General features: G+C 73.0%; 17 protein-coding genes and 1 tRNA gene. 15 read left to right on the plus strand and 3 right to left on the minus strand.

The genetic code is table 11. The features are described from left to right. Positions 1 to 209 precede the first annotated feature (209 nt). The gene (locus ACIQ7M_RS02675; protein ID WP_384793168.1) at positions 210 to 995 is read left to right on the plus strand and encodes an SGNH/GDSL hydrolase family protein; all 786 of its coding nucleotides are present in this window, start codon (positions 210 to 212) and stop codon (positions 993 to 995) included. Between the two features lie 298 nt (positions 996 to 1,293). Here the strand turns inward: ACIQ7M_RS02675 and ACIQ7M_RS02680 are convergent, their stop codons facing one another. The 3 genes from ACIQ7M_RS02680 to ACIQ7M_RS02690 form a co-directional block, all read right to left on the minus strand. Continuing rightward, positions 1,294 to 1,914, minus strand: coding sequence for a TetR family transcriptional regulator C-terminal domain-containing protein (locus tag ACIQ7M_RS02680; protein WP_355769615.1), 621 nt, complete (start codon positions 1,912 to 1,914; stop codon positions 1,294 to 1,296). A 203-nt stretch (positions 1,915 to 2,117) separates the two neighbouring features. Beyond that, positions 2,118 to 3,299, minus strand: coding sequence for a Glu/Leu/Phe/Val dehydrogenase dimerization domain-containing protein (locus ACIQ7M_RS02685; RefSeq protein ID WP_403638923.1), 1,182 nt, complete (start codon positions 3,297 to 3,299; stop codon positions 2,118 to 2,120). After that, a complete protein-coding gene (locus ACIQ7M_RS02690; protein ID WP_403638925.1) occupies positions 3,296 to 4,963 on the minus strand; it encodes a 5-guanidino-2-oxopentanoate decarboxylase in 1,668 nt (555 codons plus the stop codon). Before ACIQ7M_RS02690 ends, ACIQ7M_RS02685 begins: the two co-directional genes overlap by 4 nt. Before the next feature lie 416 nt (positions 4,964 to 5,379). Here ACIQ7M_RS02690 and ACIQ7M_RS02695 point away from each other — a divergent pair, with 416 nt between their 5' ends. The 14 genes from ACIQ7M_RS02695 (at position 5,380) to ACIQ7M_RS02760 (ending at position 17,970) form a co-directional block, all read left to right on the plus strand. Then, positions 5,380 to 6,597, plus strand: a complete 1,218-nt coding sequence (locus tag ACIQ7M_RS02695) for an MBL fold metallo-hydrolase (RefSeq protein WP_355769622.1) — start codon at positions 5,380 to 5,382, stop codon at positions 6,595 to 6,597. Between the two features lie 346 nt (positions 6,598 to 6,943). Next, positions 6,944 to 9,040, plus strand: a complete 2,097-nt coding sequence (locus ACIQ7M_RS02700; protein ID WP_403638927.1) for an ATP-binding protein — start codon at positions 6,944 to 6,946, stop codon at positions 9,038 to 9,040. A 62-nt stretch (positions 9,041 to 9,102) separates the two neighbouring features. Continuing rightward, positions 9,103 to 9,537 carry a roadblock/LC7 domain-containing protein gene (locus tag ACIQ7M_RS02705; RefSeq protein ID WP_328445767.1) on the plus strand — a complete coding sequence of 145 codons (435 nt, stop codon included), beginning with the start codon at positions 9,103 to 9,105 and terminating at the stop codon, positions 9,535 to 9,537. Next, the gene (locus ACIQ7M_RS02710) at positions 9,534 to 9,911 is read left to right on the plus strand and encodes a DUF742 domain-containing protein (protein WP_355769627.1); all 378 of its coding nucleotides are present in this window, start codon (positions 9,534 to 9,536) and stop codon (positions 9,909 to 9,911) included. The genes ACIQ7M_RS02705 and ACIQ7M_RS02710 overlap by 4 nt, the downstream gene beginning before the upstream one ends. Further along, on the plus strand, positions 9,889 to 10,488 hold the full coding sequence (locus ACIQ7M_RS02715) for an ATP/GTP-binding protein (protein ID WP_355769630.1): 600 nt from the start codon (positions 9,889 to 9,891) through the stop codon (positions 10,486 to 10,488). The genes ACIQ7M_RS02710 and ACIQ7M_RS02715 overlap by 23 nt, the downstream gene beginning before the upstream one ends. Then, positions 10,485 to 11,072, plus strand: a complete 588-nt coding sequence (locus ACIQ7M_RS02720; RefSeq protein ID WP_355769633.1) for a GAF domain-containing protein — start codon at positions 10,485 to 10,487, stop codon at positions 11,070 to 11,072. The genes ACIQ7M_RS02715 and ACIQ7M_RS02720 overlap by 4 nt, the downstream gene beginning before the upstream one ends. Before the next feature lie 373 nt (positions 11,073 to 11,445). After that, positions 11,446 to 12,474, plus strand: coding sequence for an L-threonine 3-dehydrogenase (tdh, locus tag ACIQ7M_RS02725; protein ID WP_355769636.1), 1,029 nt, complete (start codon positions 11,446 to 11,448; stop codon positions 12,472 to 12,474). A gap of 19 nt (positions 12,475 to 12,493) precedes the next feature. Beyond that, positions 12,494 to 13,687: a glycine C-acetyltransferase gene (locus tag ACIQ7M_RS02730; protein WP_403638931.1), complete on the plus strand. Its 1,194-nt coding sequence runs from the start codon at positions 12,494 to 12,496 to the stop codon at positions 13,685 to 13,687. A 79-nt stretch (positions 13,688 to 13,766) separates the two neighbouring features. Beyond that, a complete protein-coding gene (locus ACIQ7M_RS02735; RefSeq protein WP_386987203.1) occupies positions 13,767 to 14,672 on the plus strand; it encodes a LysR family transcriptional regulator in 906 nt (301 codons plus the stop codon). Positions 14,673 to 14,779: 107 nt separating this feature from the next. Beyond that, a complete protein-coding gene (locus ACIQ7M_RS02740) occupies positions 14,780 to 15,352 on the plus strand; it encodes a helix-turn-helix domain-containing protein (RefSeq protein WP_403638933.1) in 573 nt (190 codons plus the stop codon). After that, the gene (locus ACIQ7M_RS02745) at positions 15,352 to 15,885 is read left to right on the plus strand and encodes a GNAT family N-acetyltransferase (protein WP_403639244.1); all 534 of its coding nucleotides are present in this window, start codon (positions 15,352 to 15,354) and stop codon (positions 15,883 to 15,885) included. The genes ACIQ7M_RS02740 and ACIQ7M_RS02745 overlap by 1 nt, the downstream gene beginning before the upstream one ends. Before the next feature lie 62 nt (positions 15,886 to 15,947). Further along, positions 15,948 to 16,307, plus strand: coding sequence for an MmcQ/YjbR family DNA-binding protein (locus ACIQ7M_RS02750; protein WP_355769647.1), 360 nt, complete (start codon positions 15,948 to 15,950; stop codon positions 16,305 to 16,307). A gap of 140 nt (positions 16,308 to 16,447) precedes the next feature. Beyond that, on the plus strand, positions 16,448 to 17,839 hold the full coding sequence (locus ACIQ7M_RS02755; RefSeq protein WP_403638936.1) for an MFS transporter: 1,392 nt from the start codon (positions 16,448 to 16,450) through the stop codon (positions 17,837 to 17,839). Positions 17,840 to 17,896: 57 nt separating this feature from the next. Next, positions 17,897 to 17,970 (plus strand) — tRNA-Pro (locus ACIQ7M_RS02760). Positions 17,971 to 18,024 lie beyond the last annotated feature (54 nt).

Below are 18,024 nucleotides of genomic sequence, written 5' to 3' on the forward strand. Positions count from 1 at the left end.
CTGGGTCCGGCCTTCGGTGTTCCCGTGGCGCGGCCTCGGGTCGATCGCTGCGTCAACATCCTTGGCGCGGGCCCTATTCCAGAGTTGACCAATGCTTGGCGAGTGGCTTATCTCACCGTCCGTCAACCCTTCCCTACGGTCGCGTAGCTCACATCAAAAGGTGAATCATGCTTGATGTGGCAGACGATTCGAAGAGTGACAAGAGATCAGTGATCGGGTCGTACGTGGCGGTGGGGGACAGCTTCACCGAGGGCGTCGGCGACCCTGGGCCCGACGGAGCCTTCGTCGGCTGGGCCGACCGGTTCGCGGTACTTCTCGCGGACCGCAGGCCCGAGGGCGATTTCGACTACACCAATCTCGCCGTGCGCGGCAAACTGCTCGACCAGATCGTCGAGTCCCAGCTCCAGAGGGCGAAGGAACTCGGCCCGGACCTGGTCTCGTTCTGCGCCGGCGGCAACGACATCATCCGCCCCGGCACCGACCCCGACGAGGTCGCGGAGCGCTTCGAGCGCGCGATCGCCGACCTCACCTCCGCCGTCGGCACCGTCATGGTGACGACCGGCTTCGACACCCGTGACGTTCCCGTGCTCAAGCATCTGCGCGGCAAGATCGCCACCTACAACGGACATGTGCGGGCCATAGCGGACCGCTACGGCTGTCCCGTGCTCGACCTCTGGTCCCTGAAGACGGTCCAGGACCGGCGGGCCTGGGACGGCGACCGGCTGCACCTCTCGCCCGAGGGGCACACCCGGGTGGCGCTCCGGGCCGGACAGGTGCTCGGCCTCGAGGTCCCGGCCGACCCGGACCAGCCCTGGCCGCCCCTCCCGCCGCGCGGCACGCTGGAGGTGCGCCGCGACAACATCCAGTGGGCGCGCGAGTACCTGGTCCCGTGGATCGGACGGCGACTGCGCGGGGAGTCCTCGGGCGATCACGTCTCGGCCAAGGGAGCCCTGTCCCCGGACGACATCAAGCTGCGCATCGAATCGGTGGCCTGAGCGCCACCGGCCCTGCCGACGGTCCCGGTTCGGTGGGCGTCACGCTCTTTGGCGGCGGCCCGGCTCGGCCGGACGGGACCGACTAGGTCGGCGAGCCCGGACGGGACCGCGTGCCGTCGCCGCGGTCGGGTCAGCCCATGGTGTTCAGGGGCGCCGCGCGCGCTCGGGCGGGATCCGGCCGGGGTCGAGGCTGGGCCGGGGTGGGCCGTGACCCGTGGCCGGGTCGGGGGCCAGGGCCGGAGCGCGTGATCCGGGTCGGTTCATTGCGTTCCGCCTCTGTCCCGCCCCCGCGTGAGCGTCAGCGCACCGCTGCCATCAACGCGGCGCGTTCCAGGCCCAGTTCGCGGGCGAGGGCCTCGTCGGCCCATTCCTGGGTGCGTGCCCGCGACACCGCTCCGGAGTACGCGGTCATCTGGACCGCCAAGCCGTCCAGCAGCGCCGTGAGTCTGAGGACCGCGCTCGTGGGGTCCGGGCAACGGAACTCGCCGGCGGCCACACCCTCCGCGATCACCTCGGTCATGGCGGCCTTCCACTGCCGGTCGAGGTCACGGGTGACCTCACACAGCGCGGGCTCCCGCAGAGCGACCGCCCAGCCCTCGATCCACAGGCGCCAGCCCTTGGCCTGCCCGGTCGGGGCGTACCAGCGCACGGCGGCACGAAGGCGGCGCAGCGCCGTCGTGCGGCGGCCGAGCAGCTTGCGCAGATGGGCGAGGTCGTCCTCGGCGGCGTGGGTGAACGCGGCGGCGACCAGCTTCTCCTTCGTCGAGAAGTGGTAGAGCACCAGCGCGTTGCTCACGCCGAGGGTCGAGGCCACGTCGGCGATCCGTACCGCCGCGACGCCCCGCGCCTCGATCTGTTCGACGGCGGCCCGCAGCAACTCCTCACGCCGCTCCGCCACACTCAACCGGACTCTCGCCACGCGGCAACCCTACACAGCCCTTTCGCCGGAGGCCCCGCGGGAGCGGCGGCGTCCCGGAGCGGCTTCCGCGGACTCCGGCCGGCCCCGCCCGCCGCCGGTCGGCGATCCCGTGGTCGGCCTTGACACGGCCCTCCTCGTGGATACGCGTCACGATCCTCACAGGCACGGGTCACGCGAGCGCGCCGCTCGTCGTGACCGGGTCCTCAGCGGTACCAGCCGAACCGCTCCGCGATGACCGGGAGCCGGTCGGTGACGATGGCGTGGGCGGCGGCCCGCGGGGTCGTGCCGTCGGCCTCCGCGCGCGCGAGCGTCCGGTCGATCAGGGCGCGCATGGAGCGCCGGGTGTGGGCGAACGCCTCGTCCGCGTCGGCGCCGATGTCGCCGAACAGGGTCCACCACCACCACGCGTTCGTACCGGAGTTGACCACGACGTCCGGCAGGACGGTGATCCCGCGCGCGGCGAGCAGTTCCTCCGCGTCCGCGAGGACGGGCATGTTGGCGGCCTCGACGATCCAACGGGCCGTGATCTCCCGCTGGTTCGCCGTGTCGATCGCGTACGAGACCGCGGCGGGCACCAGTACCTCGGCATCGGCGGACAGCCAGGCGTCACCGGGGAGTTCGCGGTCGTCCGGGCGCAGCACCGCGCGGTCGACCGTCCCGTACGCGTCCCGTGCCGCGAGCAGTGCCTCGATGTCGAGGCCGTCCGGGTTCGCGATGGTTCCCTTGATGTCGGCGACGGCCACGACCTTGAGTCCCGCCCGTGCGAGGAAGCGCGCGGTGGCCCCGCCCATGGTGCCGAGTCCCTGCACGGCGACGCGCGTTCCCGCGTACGGGGTACCGGCCCGGTCCAGCGCGGCGAGCGCCGACTCGGCGACCCCGCAGCCGCCGACCAGTTCGTCGAGGCCGATGCCGTCCACCTCGACCGAGAAGGCGTCCGCGAGCCGCCGCCGGGCCGCCGCCTCGTCGTCGAGCAGCGGGTACACGGCCTGGATCGACGAGACGAGGCCCGCCTCCGCGGCGGCCCGGTCGACCAGGTCCTGGCTGAGCCCGAGATCCTCGCCGGTGGTCCAGAAGCTCTCGATGTAGGGCCGCATGGCGCGCAGATAGCGCACCAGCAGTCCGTACGCCGCCGGGTCCTGGGGATCGCAGTCGATCCCGCCCTTGGCCCCGCCCAGCGGGATGTACCGGCCCTCGGGGTTGTAGTGCAGCGCCTCTTTCATGGTCATGCCGCGGGCGAGCCCGGTGACCTCCTCCAGCGTGCAGCCGGGCCGCATCCGCAGACCGCCGCTGGAGACGCCCCGCACGAGACGGTCGACGACGAGGAACCCCGGACGGCCGGTGACATGATCCGTCCAGGTGAGCGTCATCAGGGGGGCGGCGGTCATCGGGTCTCCTCGGGGACGGCGATCAGGGTGGGGCCGGGGGTGCGCAGCGCCTCGGCGAGCGCGGCGCCCAGCTCCTCCGGGCTGTACGCGTGCGTGCCCTGTCCTCCGTAGGCGCGGGCCAGGGCGGGCAGGTCGACCGGGGCGAGGTCGACGGCCGTGGGCGTGTCGCCCCGGGCGGCCATCTCGTCACGGATCTCCCCGTAGCCGCCGTTGTCGAAGACCACGACGGGCAGCGGGAGGCGGAGCTGTACCGCGGTCGCCAGTTCCTGCACGGTGAACTGGAGGCCGCCGTCCCCGCTGAGTGCCACGACCTCGCGGCCGGGGCACGCCGCCTTGGCTCCGATCGCCGCGGGCAGAGCGTAGCCGAGGGTGCCGTAGCCGGTCGGGTGAAGATAGCGGCCCACGGGGCCGAGCGTGAGGTGGGGGAGCGCTCCGTAGTAGCAGCACTGGGCGCTGTCCGAGGTGATCACGGCGTCCTCGGGGAGGACGGAACGGATCGCCCGCAGGTAGGGGATCCAGCGCGCGTCGCGCCCGGCGGTCTCGGCGTTCCGCGCGGCCCGCAGTGCCGCCGCCCGCCGGACGGGGTCCTCGTCGGGCACGCGTGCGTGCGGGCGTTCGCCACGCCGTCCCTCGACGGCGCCCGGCACGCGGGCGTGCCGGCTCGTACCGTCCGGTTCCCGGAGAGCGGCGAGCAGCGCCGTCAGGGACGGCAGCGCGTCGCCCACGACCGCGACGTCCGCGGCCGGACCCGCGTACATCTGGTCCGGGTCGATGTCCACGCGGATCAGCGTGCCGTTCAGGGCGGGCGGCGCGGACCAGAAATCGGACTCGGCGAGTTCGGTGCCCACGGCGAGTACGGCGTCGCGCTCCGCCAGCCAGTCCCGGACCGCGGGGCTGTGCAGCGACACGCCGACGGCCAGCGGATGGGTCTCCGCGACGATGCCCTTGCCGTTGGCCGTGGTGACGACGGGAGCGCCGAGCCTCTCGGCGAGGGCCAGGCCCGGGGCGGCCGCGCCGCGTGCTCCGCCGCCGAGCACGAGCGCCGGACGACGTGCCTCGCGCAGCGCCTCGGCGGCCCGCTCCACGGCGAGCGGCGCCGGAGCGAGGGGAAGGACGGGAGGGGCGATGCGCGCGGGAGCCGTCTCTTCGGCGGCCTCCAGCAGATCGAGGGGGATCTCGATGTGCGCGGGGCGCGGCCGGCCGGTGCGGAACAGGGTGAAGGCGCGTGCCACCGCCGCGTCGATCTCGGCGACCGAGGACACGCGGTGGCTGAACGCGGCCACGCCCCGCAGGGCCTCCGTCTGACTGCGCGTCTCGTGCAGCAGGCCGGTCGCGAGCCGGGGGTGGCGCAGGGGCATCCCGGGGGAGACGACGAGCAGCGGCACGCTGTCGGAGTAGGCCTGGCCGACGGCGGCCGCCGCGTTCAGCAGGGCGGGTCCGGTCGTGGTGATCACGACACCGGGACGCCCGGTCACGCGCGCGTAGCCGTCGGCGGCGTATCCGGCGCCCTGTTCGTGGCGCGTCAGAACGTGCCGGACGCCGTACGCGGACAGGTGGCGGTAGATCTCCAGGTTGTGCGTGCCGGGAATGCCGAAGGCGCGGGTCACGCCGTGTCCGGACAGGGCGCGGACGAGGGCCTCGCCGCCGGTGAGCGTCTCGCCCATCACACGCTCCCCGCCACGGCCACGGCCACGGCGACGGCGATGGCGACGGCGGCGGAACGCCCGGCGGCGTACGAGGCGCCCTCGGCCCTGGCCGGTTCGGCGGGGAGGTCGGACACGGTGTCTCCAGACGTGGACGGGCCTTGGCGCCGCTCCCGGGCCACCGGGACGCGCGCGGTCTCTACTGAATCACGAGTCAGTATCGGAAGGCGTGCGGGGTCGTGTCAACGCGCCGGACCGGCGTCGCCGTGGGCACGGCGGCGCCCAGAACGCCTCCCCGGAGCGGAAGAAGCGGGGGTGCGGCGGGGTTGGCACCTACGGAACGAGGGTCACGGACATCGCGTTGTGACCGGGTGACCCGGCGCTGTCAGAGGCGACGACCATAATGAAAGTCTGACCGACTCCATCTGGAGGTATCCGTGACCGGTTTCCGTACCCTGAGCTCCGGGCTCCGCGCGCTGCGGCCCGCCGCCTTCGGCGCGGATCCGGCTGGTGCGCGCATGCGGCGCATCCGCAACTCGCCGAACTTCGCGGACGGAGTGTTCCAGAACCCGGAGACCGCCCGTACCCGCCCCGACGGCTCGATGGTGGAGTTCGCGAAGGTCTACTTCCGCAGCGAGGAGCGCGCCCACCGTTCCCCGGCCGGGACCGTGCCCGTCCACGCGACGACACTCGCCGACCTGGCCAGGCCCGCCGCGACCGGACTGCGGCTCACCTGGATGGGGCACTCCAGCGTCCTCGCCGAGATCGACGGCCACCGCGTGCTGTTCGACCCGGTCTGGGGCGAGCGCTGTTCCCCCTTCGCCTTCGCCGGCCCCAAGCGGCTGCACCCGGTTCCGCTGCCGCTCGCCGCGCTCGGCCCGGTCGACGTCGTGGTGATCTCGCACGACCACTACGACCACCTCGACATGCCCACGATCAAGGCCCTGGGCGGCACGGACACGGTGTTCGCCGTACCGCTGGGCGTCGGGGCCCACCTGGAGCACTGGGGCATCGCGGCCGAGCGGATCCGCGAGCTGGACTGGCACGAGTCGACCAAGGTCGGCGGGATCACCCTGACGGCGACACCGGCGCGCCACTTCTGCGGGCGCGGCCTGCGCAACACCCAGCACACCCTGTGGGCCTCCTGGGTCGCCGAGGGCGACGAGCACCGGATCTACCACAGCGGCGACACCGGCTACTTCCAGGGCTTCAAGGACATCGGCGCCACCCACGGCCCGTTCGACGCCACGATGATCCAGATCGGCGCGTACAGCGACTTCTGGCCCGACATCCACATGACGCCCCAGGAGGGGATGCGCTCCCACCTGGACCTCCAGGGCGGGGTGCCCTCCGGAGTGATGCTGCCGATCCACTGGGGGACGTTCAACCTCTCCACCCACGCCTGGGCCGACCCGGGCGAGGGCACGCTGGCCGCCGCCCGCGCGGTCGGAGCGCGCGTAGCGCTGCCCCGCCCCGGAGAGCCCTTCGAGCCCACCGCCGAGACCGTCCCCTCCGAGCCGTGGTGGCGCGGTGTGGCGCGTGCGCCGAAGGGCGGCTGGCCGGCCGTCGAGGAGGCCGTGATCGATACGCCGGGTGACATCGCCGACGACTCGACGGAAGGCACCGGGGAGCCCGAAACGGTGCCCGCGGGCTGATCCACCGATCGGAGGCGAGGGCCGGGGAGCGCGACGCTCCCCGGCCCTCGCTGTTTGCTTGCGACCGCTTCCGACCAGCTCTGATCGGATCCAGGGCCCGGCGCGAACGCGTGTCCGACGGGGTTATCGGTCAGCCGTACGAGGCCTCATACCAGAGCGGGACGCTACCTGAGGGAGTTTGTCAACAGCCCACCACACCTGATGCGTTGGCGACTACTGTCAGTTGCCGACGGGCGACGCAGGGCCGTTTTTTTCGGCTCTCTCGACCGGCACCGCGACGGCACACGCCCGAGTCGCGGAACCGCGGGAGCTCCACGCCCCCGACGCATCCAGTACGAGGACGCCGATGTCTCACCTCCGCGCACCGGCCGCACGCGCAGACCGCCGCGAGGGCGGGCGGCATGGCCGGCCGGCCGCCCGCGCCACCCTCGCGCCGCCCGAGACGCACCTGCGGCACCAGCTCCTGCGCCTCGCGGTCCTGCCGCCGACCGCCGTGGCCCTCAGCGCGTGCGCCGCCGTCCTGTTCACCGTCCGCTCCACCGGCGCCCGGCCCGGCCCCGTCCTGTGGGCCGTCCTCGCCGGAGCGGTGGGCGTGGCCCTGGCCGGCATCCTGATCGCCGCCGTGGCCGCCGACCGCGCCGCCACCTCCGTACGGGAACGCATAGGAGCCCTGCGCCGCACGAGCGCCCGCACCGAGACCGACCTGCGCGCCGTCGTGGAGGGGCTGCGCCGCGGCGAGGACCCGCCCGCGCGCAAGAAGCGCCGCCGCCCGCCCGCGGACGCCGACGACTTCGAGCTGCTCGCCGCCGACCTCTCGCGCGCCCACGACGGCGCCGTCGCGGCCGTCGTGCAGGCCGCGCAGCTCTCCAGCAGGACCGGCAGCGACCAGAAGGTCGAGGTCTTCGTCAATCTGGCCCGGCGCCTCCAGTCCCTCGTGCACCGCGAGATCTCCATCCTCGACGAGCTGGAGAACGAGATCGAGGACCCGGACCTCCTCAAAGGCCTCTTCCACGTCGACCACCTGGCCACGCGCATCCGGCGCCACGCCGAGAACCTGGCCGTGCTCGGCGGCGCCGTCTCACGCCGTCAGTGGAGCAATCCCGTCTCCATGACCGAGGTGCTGCGCTCCGCGATCGCCGAGGTCGAGCAGTACTCGCGGGTCAGGCTCGTGCCCCCGATCGAGGGCACCCTGCGCGGCCACGCCGTCGCCGACGTCATCCACCTGCTCGCCGAACTCGTCGAGAACGCCACCGTGTTCTCCGCCCCGCACACCCAGGTGCTGCTGCGGGTCGACCTCGTCACCTCGGGCCTGGCCATCGAGGTGGAGGACCGCGGCCTCGGCATGCAGGCCGCCGAGCAGGACCGGATGAACGCCCTGCTCGCCGACCCCGACCAGGTCAATGTCGCCGGCCTGCTCCAGGACGGGCGCATCGGCCTGTTCGTCGTCTCGCAGCTCGCCCGCCGGCACGGCATCCACGTACGGCTCCAGAGCAACATCTACGGCGGTGTCCAGGCCGTCCTCGTGGTCCCGCAGGACCTGCTGGGCTCGGCGCCGGAAGCCGTCGAGGACGCGGCCCTGACCCAGGCGCCGCCGGACGTGACGAACGGCGGGCACCGTCCGGCCCTCGGACCCGGGCCCGCCCACACGCCGTCCGCGCAGCTCCCGGCACTTCCCGGCCGCCGCCCGGCGGCGCCCGTGGTGCCTCGGCAGTCGCCGCGCGAACTCGCGCGGGAAGCCGTGGCCGAGCCCGTACGACGGGAACGGACACCGGAGCGGGGCACGGACGCGCCGTCCGGGGCGCGCGGGGCCAGAGCGCTCCCGGTGCGCGGCGCCCGCGCCGAACGGCCCAACCCCGCGGAGGCACTGCCCGGCATCCGCCCCGAGGACCGCCTCACCGCGGCCGGGAACGCGGCCCTGCCGCCCACCCCGCGCGCCGGTGTCGTCCGGGGCACCATGGGCAAGCCCGGCCTCCCCAAACGGCGCGCCCAGGAGCACCTCGTACCGCAACTGCGCGAAGGACAGGCGCCCCGTCCGGACACCGAGCATCACGTCGGGCACGACCCGGGACTCATGGCGGCCTTCCAACGCGGGATCGGGCTCGCGGAGGCCGCCCACGTGGAGCCGGGGGACCCGCCGGGGCCGGAGCGGTCCCGGGTCCCCTCCGCCGCGGCCGGGCCGGCCGCACCGGCCTCCTTCCCCGACCGGACGCGCTCGGAGGCCCCGGTCGACGACAGCGCCGCCCGGGCCCGAGGGGACCTGCCCACGGGCACCCCCGCCGACGGCCGCGACCCCCTCGACGTACCCCTGGCGGACGGCACACCGCCGGCCCGCCGGGGCGTGGCGCGCGCGACGTACGCACCGGCACCGCGAGGAGCCCACGATCGCGCGTCCGGCCACGACCCCACCACCACCCGGCACGACGGGAGCGCACCGGCCGGATGACCACCCCCGCACCCACCCCCACCGCTCCCGCAGACCTTCGTACCTCAAGGAGTCGATCCCCCATGGCGAGCGATGCGCCCACCGGCCACGTGTCCGACCTCGACTGGCTGATGAGCGGCCTTGTCCAGCGCGTACCCCACACCACGAGCGCCGTCCTGCTCTCCAGCGACGGGCTCGTGAAGTCGGTCCACGGACTCGACCCGGACAGCGCCGACCACATGGCGGCCCTCGCCTGTGGCCTCTACGCCCTCGGACGCAGCGCGGGCGTACGGTTCGGGGACGGCGGCGAGGTGCGCCAGGTCGTGGTCGAACTCGACTCGACCCTGCTGTTCGTCTCCACGGCGGGCTCCGGAACCTGTCTCGCCGTGCTCGCGGGCCGGGAGGCCGACGCGGCCGTCCTCGGCTACGAGATGGCGATGCTGGTCAAGAGCGTCCGCCCCTATCTGGTCACCGCGCCCCGGCAGCATGCCGTCGAACCGTCGGCGATGAGGTCTTGAACGCGGCCGCGGCCGGCGACGGGCCCTGGCTCGATGACGCGGCGGGACGCCTCGTGCGCCCCTACACCGTCAGCGACGGCCGGACCCGGCCGAGCACCGCGCTCGACCTCCTCTCCCAGGTCATGGCCACCGGAGCCACCCCCCTCGGCTACCTCGGCCCCGAGCACGGCCAGGCGCTCGAACGCTGCCGGGCGCCCGTCTCGGTCGCGGAGGTCGCCGCCCATCTGAAGCTGCCGGCGGCGGTCACCAAAGTGCTGCTGTCGGACCTCGTCGACTGCGGGGCGCTGACCACCAAGCCCCCTCAGTTCCACCACAACCCCACTGACCGGTCCCTTCTGGAGGCAGTGCTCGATGGATTACGACGACAGCTCTGACCCCTTCCCCACCGCGCTCAAGATCCTGGTGGCGGGAGGGTTCGGGGTCGGCAAGACGACGTTCGTCGGCGCGGTGAGCGAGATCGCGCCGCTCAGTACGGAGGAACTGCTGACCACGGTCAGCGCCTCGACCGACCGGCTCGACGGGATCGAGAACAAGGTCGAGACGACCGTCGCCATGGACTTCGGCCGCATAACCCTGGATCAGGACCATGTGCTCTATCTGTTCGGCACACCCGGACAGGAGCGGTTCTGGTTCATGTGGGACGAGCTCTCCGACGGCGCGCTCGGCGCGGTCGTCCTCGCCGACACCCGGCGCCTGGAGGACTGCTTCGCCGCCGTCGACTTCTTCGAGCAGCGCGGTCTCGCGTTCATCGTGGCGGTCAACGAGTTCGACGGTTCGTACCGCTACGACCCGGCCGAGGTGCGCGCGGCCATCGACCTCGACCCCGGGATCCCCGTCGTGTGCTGCGACGCCCGCATCTCCAGCTCGGGCGTGCAGACCCTGCTCACCCTGGTCCGGCACCTCCTCGCCCACGCCCCCGCCCGCCTTCCGAGCCATGGAGCCCGTACATGAGGTACGACTCGCCGGGACCGGGCGGTCGCCTGCTGCTGACGCCGCAGGACAAGGACGCCCCCGCCCGGGTGCGGAGGCTGCGCCGGCTGGGCCTCGGGGAGCGCTCCGAGCCCGCCCTCGACGCCTTCGCGGACCGCCTCGCGCAGGTCGCCGCCGCGCCGTACTCGATGGTCAACTTCATCGACGAGCGGCAGCAGTTCTTCGCGGGTCTGCACACCCCGGACGGCGGGGCCCGGGCCGGCAGGCTCCCGGTCGCCCTGGACGGCAGCGAGCTCGAACTGGGCCGCTACATGGCCCGGGACCACGGCTTCTGCCCTCATGTCGTCGTGCGCCGCAAGGCACTCGTCCTGGAGGACGTCTGCGACTATCCGCGCTTCGCCGGAAATCCGGTCGTCGACGAGTTCGGCGTCCGCTCCTACCTCGGTGCCCCGCTGCTCGACCGCAGCGGCATCGCCCTCGGCACGATCTGCGTCGTGGACGTCGAGCCGCGCCCCTGGGGAAGGACGGGCCTGGAGACCATCAAGGCCATGGCGGCCGAGCTGACGGGGCAGCTCGAACGACGGGAAGAGGTTCACGGGATCTGACGACGCGCCGGGGCGCGGGTCCGGCCCTGTCGGCCGCCCGGGACCCATCCTGTGACGTATGCCGGGACTCATCCCCGATGTCCGTGACGCACCCCCGTGGAACGGGGGTGCCGCATGTCCACGTAGCCGTGCCTGACACCACCGTCCCCCACTTCGCCTCCTCGCCCCCGCGCCGCCCCGGCGGCCCGGCGACCGGCCCCGGACGGGCCGGGAGCACGCGGGCGTGAAGGAAAGCTGGGGCCGCGCTTAAGAAATCCTCGATGGACCCAGGGCACCGTCGTACGGCAGATTCCTGGGTGAATACACCCCTCTCCCCGGTGCGGGCCGCCTCGGCGTGCCCTGTCCCGGGACCTCACGCACAGGAGCCGTACGAGTGAAGGCGCTGGTCAAGGAGAAGGCGGAGCCCGGACTCTGGCTCACGGACGTCCCGGAGCCGCAGGCCGGCCCCGGTGAGGTACTGATCAAGGTCCTCAGGACCGGGATCTGCGGCACCGACCTGCACATCCGCAACTGGGACGGCTGGGCGCAGCAGACCATCACGACGCCGCTCGTGCTCGGCCACGAGTTCGTCGGCGAGGTCGTCGAGACCGGCCGCGACGTCAGCGACATCAACATCGGCGACCGCGTCAGCGGCGAAGGCCACCTGGTCTGCGGCAAGTGCCGCAACTGTCTCGCCGGACGCCGCCACCTGTGCCGTGCCACCGTCGGCCTCGGCGTCGGCCGTGACGGCGCCTTCGCCGAGTACGTCGTGCTGCCCGCCACCAACGTGTGGGTGCACCGCGTCCCGGTCGACCTCGACGTCGCCGCGATCTTCGACCCCTTCGGCAACGCCGTGCACACCGCGCTGTCCTTCCCGCTGGTCGGCGAGGACGTCCTGATCACCGGCGCCGGACCGATCGGCCTGATGGCCGCCGCCGTGGCCCGCCACGCGGGCGCCCGCAACGTCGTCATCACCGACGTCAGCGAGGAGCGCCTGGAGCTGGCCCGCAAGATCGGCGTCAGCCTCGCCCTCAACGTCGCGGGCTCGACCATCGCCGACGGACAGCGCACCCTCGGCCTGCGCGAGGGCTTCGACATCGGCCTGGAGATGTCCGGCCGACCCGAGGCGATGCGCGACATGATCGCCAACATGACCCACGGCGGACGGATCGCCATGCTGGGTCTGCCGTCCGCGGAGTTCCCGGTCGACTGGGCCCGGATCGTCACCTCCATGATCACGATCAAGGGCATCTACGGCCGCGAGATGTTCGAGACCTGGTACGCGATGTCCGTCCTCCTGGAGAGCGGCCTCGACCTCACGCCCGTGATCACCGGCCGGTACGGATTCCGGGACTACGAGGCGGCGTTCGACGACGCGGCAGGCGGCCGCGGCGGCAAGGTCATTCTCGACTGGACTCTCTGAGGACTCTAAGGAACTGATGATGTTCGACTCCGTCCGTGACGACCTGCGCACCACCCTCGACGAGATCCGCGCCGCCGGGCTGCACAAGCCCGAGCGGGTCATCGGCAGCCCGCAGTCCGCGACCGTGAACGTCACCGCGGGCGGCCGCCCCGGTGAGGTCCTCAACTTCTGCGCGAACAACTACCTCGGTCTCGCCGACCACCCCGACGTCGTCGCCGCCGCCCACGCGGCGCTCGACCGCTGGGGCTACGGCATGGCCTCCGTGCGCTTCATCTGCGGTACGCAGGAGGTGCACAAGGAGCTGGAGGCGCGGCTGTCCGCGTTCCTCGGCCAGGAGGACACGATCCTCTACTCCTCCTGCTTCGACGCCAACGGCGGTGTCTTCGAGACCCTCCTCGGCGCCGAGGACGCGGTCATCTCCGACGCCCTCAACCACGCCTCGATCATCGACGGCATCCGGCTGTCCAAGGCGCGCCGCTTCCGGTACGCCAACCGCGACATGGCCGACCTGGAGGCCCAGCTCAAGGAGGCCTCCGGCGCGCGCCGGAGGCTGATCGTCACCGACGGCGTCTTCTCGATGGACGGCTACGTCGCCCCGCTCCAGGAGATCTGCGACCTCGCCGACCGCTACGACGCGATGGTCATGGTCGACGACTCGCACGCGGTCGGCTTCGTCGGCCCCGGCGGCCGGGGCACCCCCGAGCTGCACGGGGTCATGGACCGCGTCGACATCATCACCGGCACCCTGGGCAAGGCCCTCGGCGGCGCCTCCGGCGGCTACGTCGCGGCCCGCGCCGAGATCGTCGCCCTGCTGCGCCAGCGGTCCCGCCCGTACCTCTTCTCGAACACGCTCGCCCCGGTGATCGCCGCGGCCTCCCTGAAGGTCCTCGACCTGCTGGAGTCCGCCGACGACCTGCGCGTCCGGCTCGCGGAGAACACCGCGCTGTTCCGCTCCCGGATGACCGCGGAGGGCTTCGACATCCTCCCCGGCGACCACGCGATCGCCCCCGTCATGATCGGGGACGCGTCCGTCGCCGGCCGGATGGCGGAGCTGCTCCTGGAGCGCGGCGTGTACGTGATCGGCTTCTCGTACCCGGTCGTCCCGCAGGGCAAGGCCCGTATCCGGGTGCAGCTCTCCGCGGGGCACTCCACCGAGGACGTGAACCGGGCCGTGGACGCCTTCGTGGCGGCGCGGGCCGAGCTCGACGCCTGACGGCGGACGCGCCCCCGCGCCGGGGGCGCACACCGGTCCGATGGCCGGAAATGACGTGTGACCTGAGAGAATCGGTCGCATGATCGAAGCGCGGCGGCTCCACATCCTCCGTGCGGTGGCCGACCACCGCACGGTGACGGCGGCAGCCGCCGCGCTGTATCTCACGCCCTCGGCGGTCTCGCAGCAGCTCACCGCCCTGGAGCAGGAGACGGGCCACCGGCTCGTCGAGCGCGGCGCCAAGGGCGTACGGCTCACACCCGCCGGCGAGATCCTGCTCGGCCACACCAACGCCGTCCTGGCTCAACTGGAGCGGGCGGAGGCCGAGTTGGCCGCGTACAGCGCGGGCTCCGCCGGTACGGTCACCGTGGCCTCCTTCGCCACCGGCATCGGCCTGGTCGTGGCCCCCGCCCTGGCCCGCCTCGCCGTCACCTCGCCCGGCATCCTCGTCCGCGTCCAGGACGCCGAGGGTGACGCCAGCCTGCCGATGGTGCTCGACCGGCAGGTCGACATCGCGGTGGCCGTCGAGTACCGCGGCGCCCCGGACGCGGACGACCCGCGCCTGACCCACGTCCCGCTGTACGCCGAGCCCTTCGACGCGGTCGTGCCGGTGACCCACCGCCTGGCCGACTCGGCGGAAGTGCCGCTCGCCGAGCTGGCCAAGGACCCCTGGATCGGCCCCTACCCGGGCAACCCCTGCCATGACGTGGTCGTCCTGGCCTGCGAGAACGCCGGATTCCAGCCGCGCCTCGAACACTCCTCGGACGACTTCCGCGCGGTCGTCGCCCTCGCCTCCGCCGACGCGGGCGTCGCCCTGGTGCCGCGCTCGGCGCTGCGGGGCATGGACCTCACGGGGGTGGTCGTGCGCCCCGTGGACGGTGTCGCCCCCACCCGCCGCGTCTTCGCCGCCGTGCGCCGGGGCGCCGAGGACCATCCGTTGATCCGGCCCGTCCTGGAGGCCCTGACGCGCGCGGCCACGGACGACTGATCCCGTCGATCCCGTCGATCCCGTCGAGCGGCCCGTCGGGTCCGCCGATGCCCGTGCTCCATCGCCCGCCTTCCTCTGCTTCCCGAATCTGGGATAACATCCCGAATATGGGAATCGAGGACGATGGTGAGGTCGACGTCCGGCTCGGGGCGCGTCTGGCCGAGCTGAGGGCCGAACGCGGCTGGACCCTGGGCGAGTTGGCGGAGCGCAGCGGGATCAGCAGATCGACCCTCTCCCGTGCGGAGCGGGCCGAGATCAGTCCCACGGCTTCTCTCCTCAACCGTCTCTGCCATGTGTACGGGCGGACGATGTCGCACCTGCTCAGCGAGGTCGAACGGGAATCCGCGCTCCTGGTCCGCGCCGCCGACCAGACGATCTGGACGGACCGGGCCTCCGGATTCGTCCGGCGATCGGTGTCGCCGCCGCACGCCGGACTGCGCGGCGAGCTGGTCGAGGGACGGCTCACGGCCGGCGCGGACATCGCGTACGACAGGCCTCCCGTGCCCGGCCTCGAACAGCACGTCTGGGTCCTCGACGGACGGCTCGACGTGACCGTGCGGGACGTCGAGCACCGTCTCGACGCCGGTGACTGCCTCCGGTTGCGGGTGTGGGGGCCGACGCGTTTCCACTGTCCCGGCCCCGCGGACGTGCGGTACGCGCTGGCGGTGGTGCTGCCGTGATCGCCGTCACGCGCCCGACCTCGGCCGAACTCCGCTCCGGAGCCGATGAGTTGGCGAGTCTGCTCACCGACACCGTGGAGGGCGGCGCCTCGATCGGATTCCTCGCCCCGCTCGGCCACGCGGCGGCCGTCGCCTGGTGGCGCGAGCGCGCGGACGCGGTCTCGGCAGGCCACCACGCGGTCTGGGTGGCCCGCGCCGGGGGCCGGCTGCTCGGCACCGTCGCCCTCGCCTTCCCGGACAAGCCCAACAGCCGCCACCGCGCCGAACTCGTCAAGCTGATGGTCCACCGCGACGGCCGCGGCCAGGGTTTGGGCCGTACGCTCCTCGCCACCGCGGAGACGGCGGCGGCCGCCGCCGGCATCACCCTCCTCCATCTGGACACCGAGACCGGCAGCCCCGCCGAGTCGCTGTACCTGTCGGCGGGCTGGACCCGGATCGGGGCGATACCGGACTACGCGGCGGCACCTTCGGGCGAACTGCGCCCGACGACGATCTTCTACAAGCGGCCCGGAGCGCACACCGACGGCACCTGACGTCGTGCTTCCCCGCGTCCTTCGCCGCGTCGATGTCAGTGGCATTGGCTACGGTGCGTCTCATGCCGGATGCAGAAGACGTTCGCCGTATCGCCCTTTCCCTGCCGGACACGACGGAGAAGATCGCCTGGAGCATGCCCACCTTCCGGGTCGCGGGAAAGATGTTCGCCACGCTGCCCGAGGCGGAGACCTCCATCGCCGTGCGCTGTCCGAAGGAGGAGCGCGACGAACTGGTCCTGGCCGAGCCGGGGAAGTTCTGGATCGCCGACCACGAGGCCGGCTTCGCCTGGGTCCGTGCCCGGCTCGCGGCCCTGGAGGACGACGACGAACTCCGCGCCATCCTCGCCGACTCCTGGCGTCAGGCGGCCCCGCCCCGACTGGTCGACGCCCACCCCGAGTTGGGCCTGCCGTCCGCCGACTGAAACGGCCCCTGAGCCACCTGCACCCCGTGGCATGATCCGCATCGGGAGCGATCCGGGGACGGACACGATCCGGACGCGGGAACGCGGCGGGCGGCTTCGTGGGGGAGCCGCCCAGGGGCAGGGGGAGGGGCGCGAACGGGATGACCATGACGTCATCGGGCCAGGAGCCGCAGGACGGGGTGCCGTGCGAGGGACCGGGCCCGGGCCGGGCCGGCGGCGGTCCGCTCGACGAACGGCGGAGCCGGTCGGTCTGGTCACGGGACTTCGCCCTGTTCTTCGTCGCGCGGGCCCTCGCCCGGCTCGGGGAGACCATGCTGCCGGTGGCGCTCGCCGCGGGACTGCTGCGCTACGGGTACGGAGTCGGCGCCGTCGGCCTCGCCATGGCCGCCTCCGCCGCGCCCTTCGCCGCCCTGGTCGTGTTCGGCGGAGTGATCGCCGACCGGTTCAGCACCCGCAGACTGATGATCGGCGCCGACCTCGTACGGCTCGTGGCCCAGTCGACCGCCGCCGCCCTCTTCTTCGCCGGCCACGTGGTCCTCTGGCAGGTCTGCGTGATCGGCGCGGTCAACGGCGTGGCCGGCGCCGTCTTCCAGCCCGGCGTCGCCAGCACCGTGCCGCGCCTGGCCGCCGACATCCAGGGAGCCAACGGCGCCATCCGGATCGCCGAGTCCGCCGCCCAGCTCGCCGGCCCCGCCCTCGCGGGGCTGCTGGTCGCGTTCGCCTCCGCCGGAGGGGTCTTCGTGGCCCACGCCGGCACCTACGCGCTGAGCGCCCTGTGCCTGCTCCTGCTCCGCCTGCCCCCGGCCGCCCCCGGAAGCCGCCCCCACAGCGCCGGCTTCACGGCCGATCTCGCCGAAGGCTGGCGGGAGTTCCGGTCCCGTACGTGGCTGTGGGGCGTCATCGTCATCTGGTGCGTCTACATGATCTCCGTCTGGGGCCCGACCGTCCCCCTGGTGGCGACCGAGATGGTGCGGGCGCACGGTCCGCGCGCCTACGGCCTGATCAACTCCGCCCTCGGCGCGGGCACGGTCGTCGGCGGGCTCGTCGCCCTGCGCCTGCGTCCGCGCCGCATGCTGCGCGCCGGTTCCTCCGCCCTCCTGGCCTTCGCCTGCTTCCCCGCGTCCGTGGGGGCGGGGTTCGGTGTGGCGGCCGTCTCCGGATGCGCCGTGATCGCCGGAGCGGGCATCTCGTTCTGGGGCGTGATGTGGGCGACGAGTGTGCAGACGCAGGTCGCCCCCGACGTCCTCAACCGCATCCACGCCTACGACGTCGCGGGCTCCCTGGCGATGATGCCCGTCGGCCAGGCACTCGCGGGGCCCGCCGCCGCGGCCCTCGGCGCCGACAACGTCCTGCTCGTGGCCGGCGTCATGTCCCTCGTCGTCTGCGTGGCCCTGCTCTCGGTGCCCGCGATCCGGGATCTCGTACGGGTCGACGGCCCCGTGTCCCGGTCGCCGGACAGCACCCCGGTACCGCTCGAACACGCCGCCGGGCCCTCCGGTCCGCGCGAAACGGGTGCGCGACCACCGGCGTGAGTGCGGTATTGTTTCGGTGCGCGTCCAGCCAGGGGAAACCCCAGGTCAGACGGGCATCGGGACGTGGCGCAGCTTGGTAGCGCACTTGACTGGGGGTCAAGGGGTCGCAGGTTCAAATCCTGTCGTCCCGACTGGAGTCTTCTCCGTAGTCGCAGGTCGAAGGCCGTCCTCTCGCTCGACGAGAG

Origin of the sequence: Streptomyces sp. NPDC096324, from assembly GCF_044763015.1 — a bacterium.
In the GTDB taxonomy this organism is placed as follows: Bacteria; Actinomycetota; Actinomycetes; order Streptomycetales; family Streptomycetaceae; genus Streptomyces.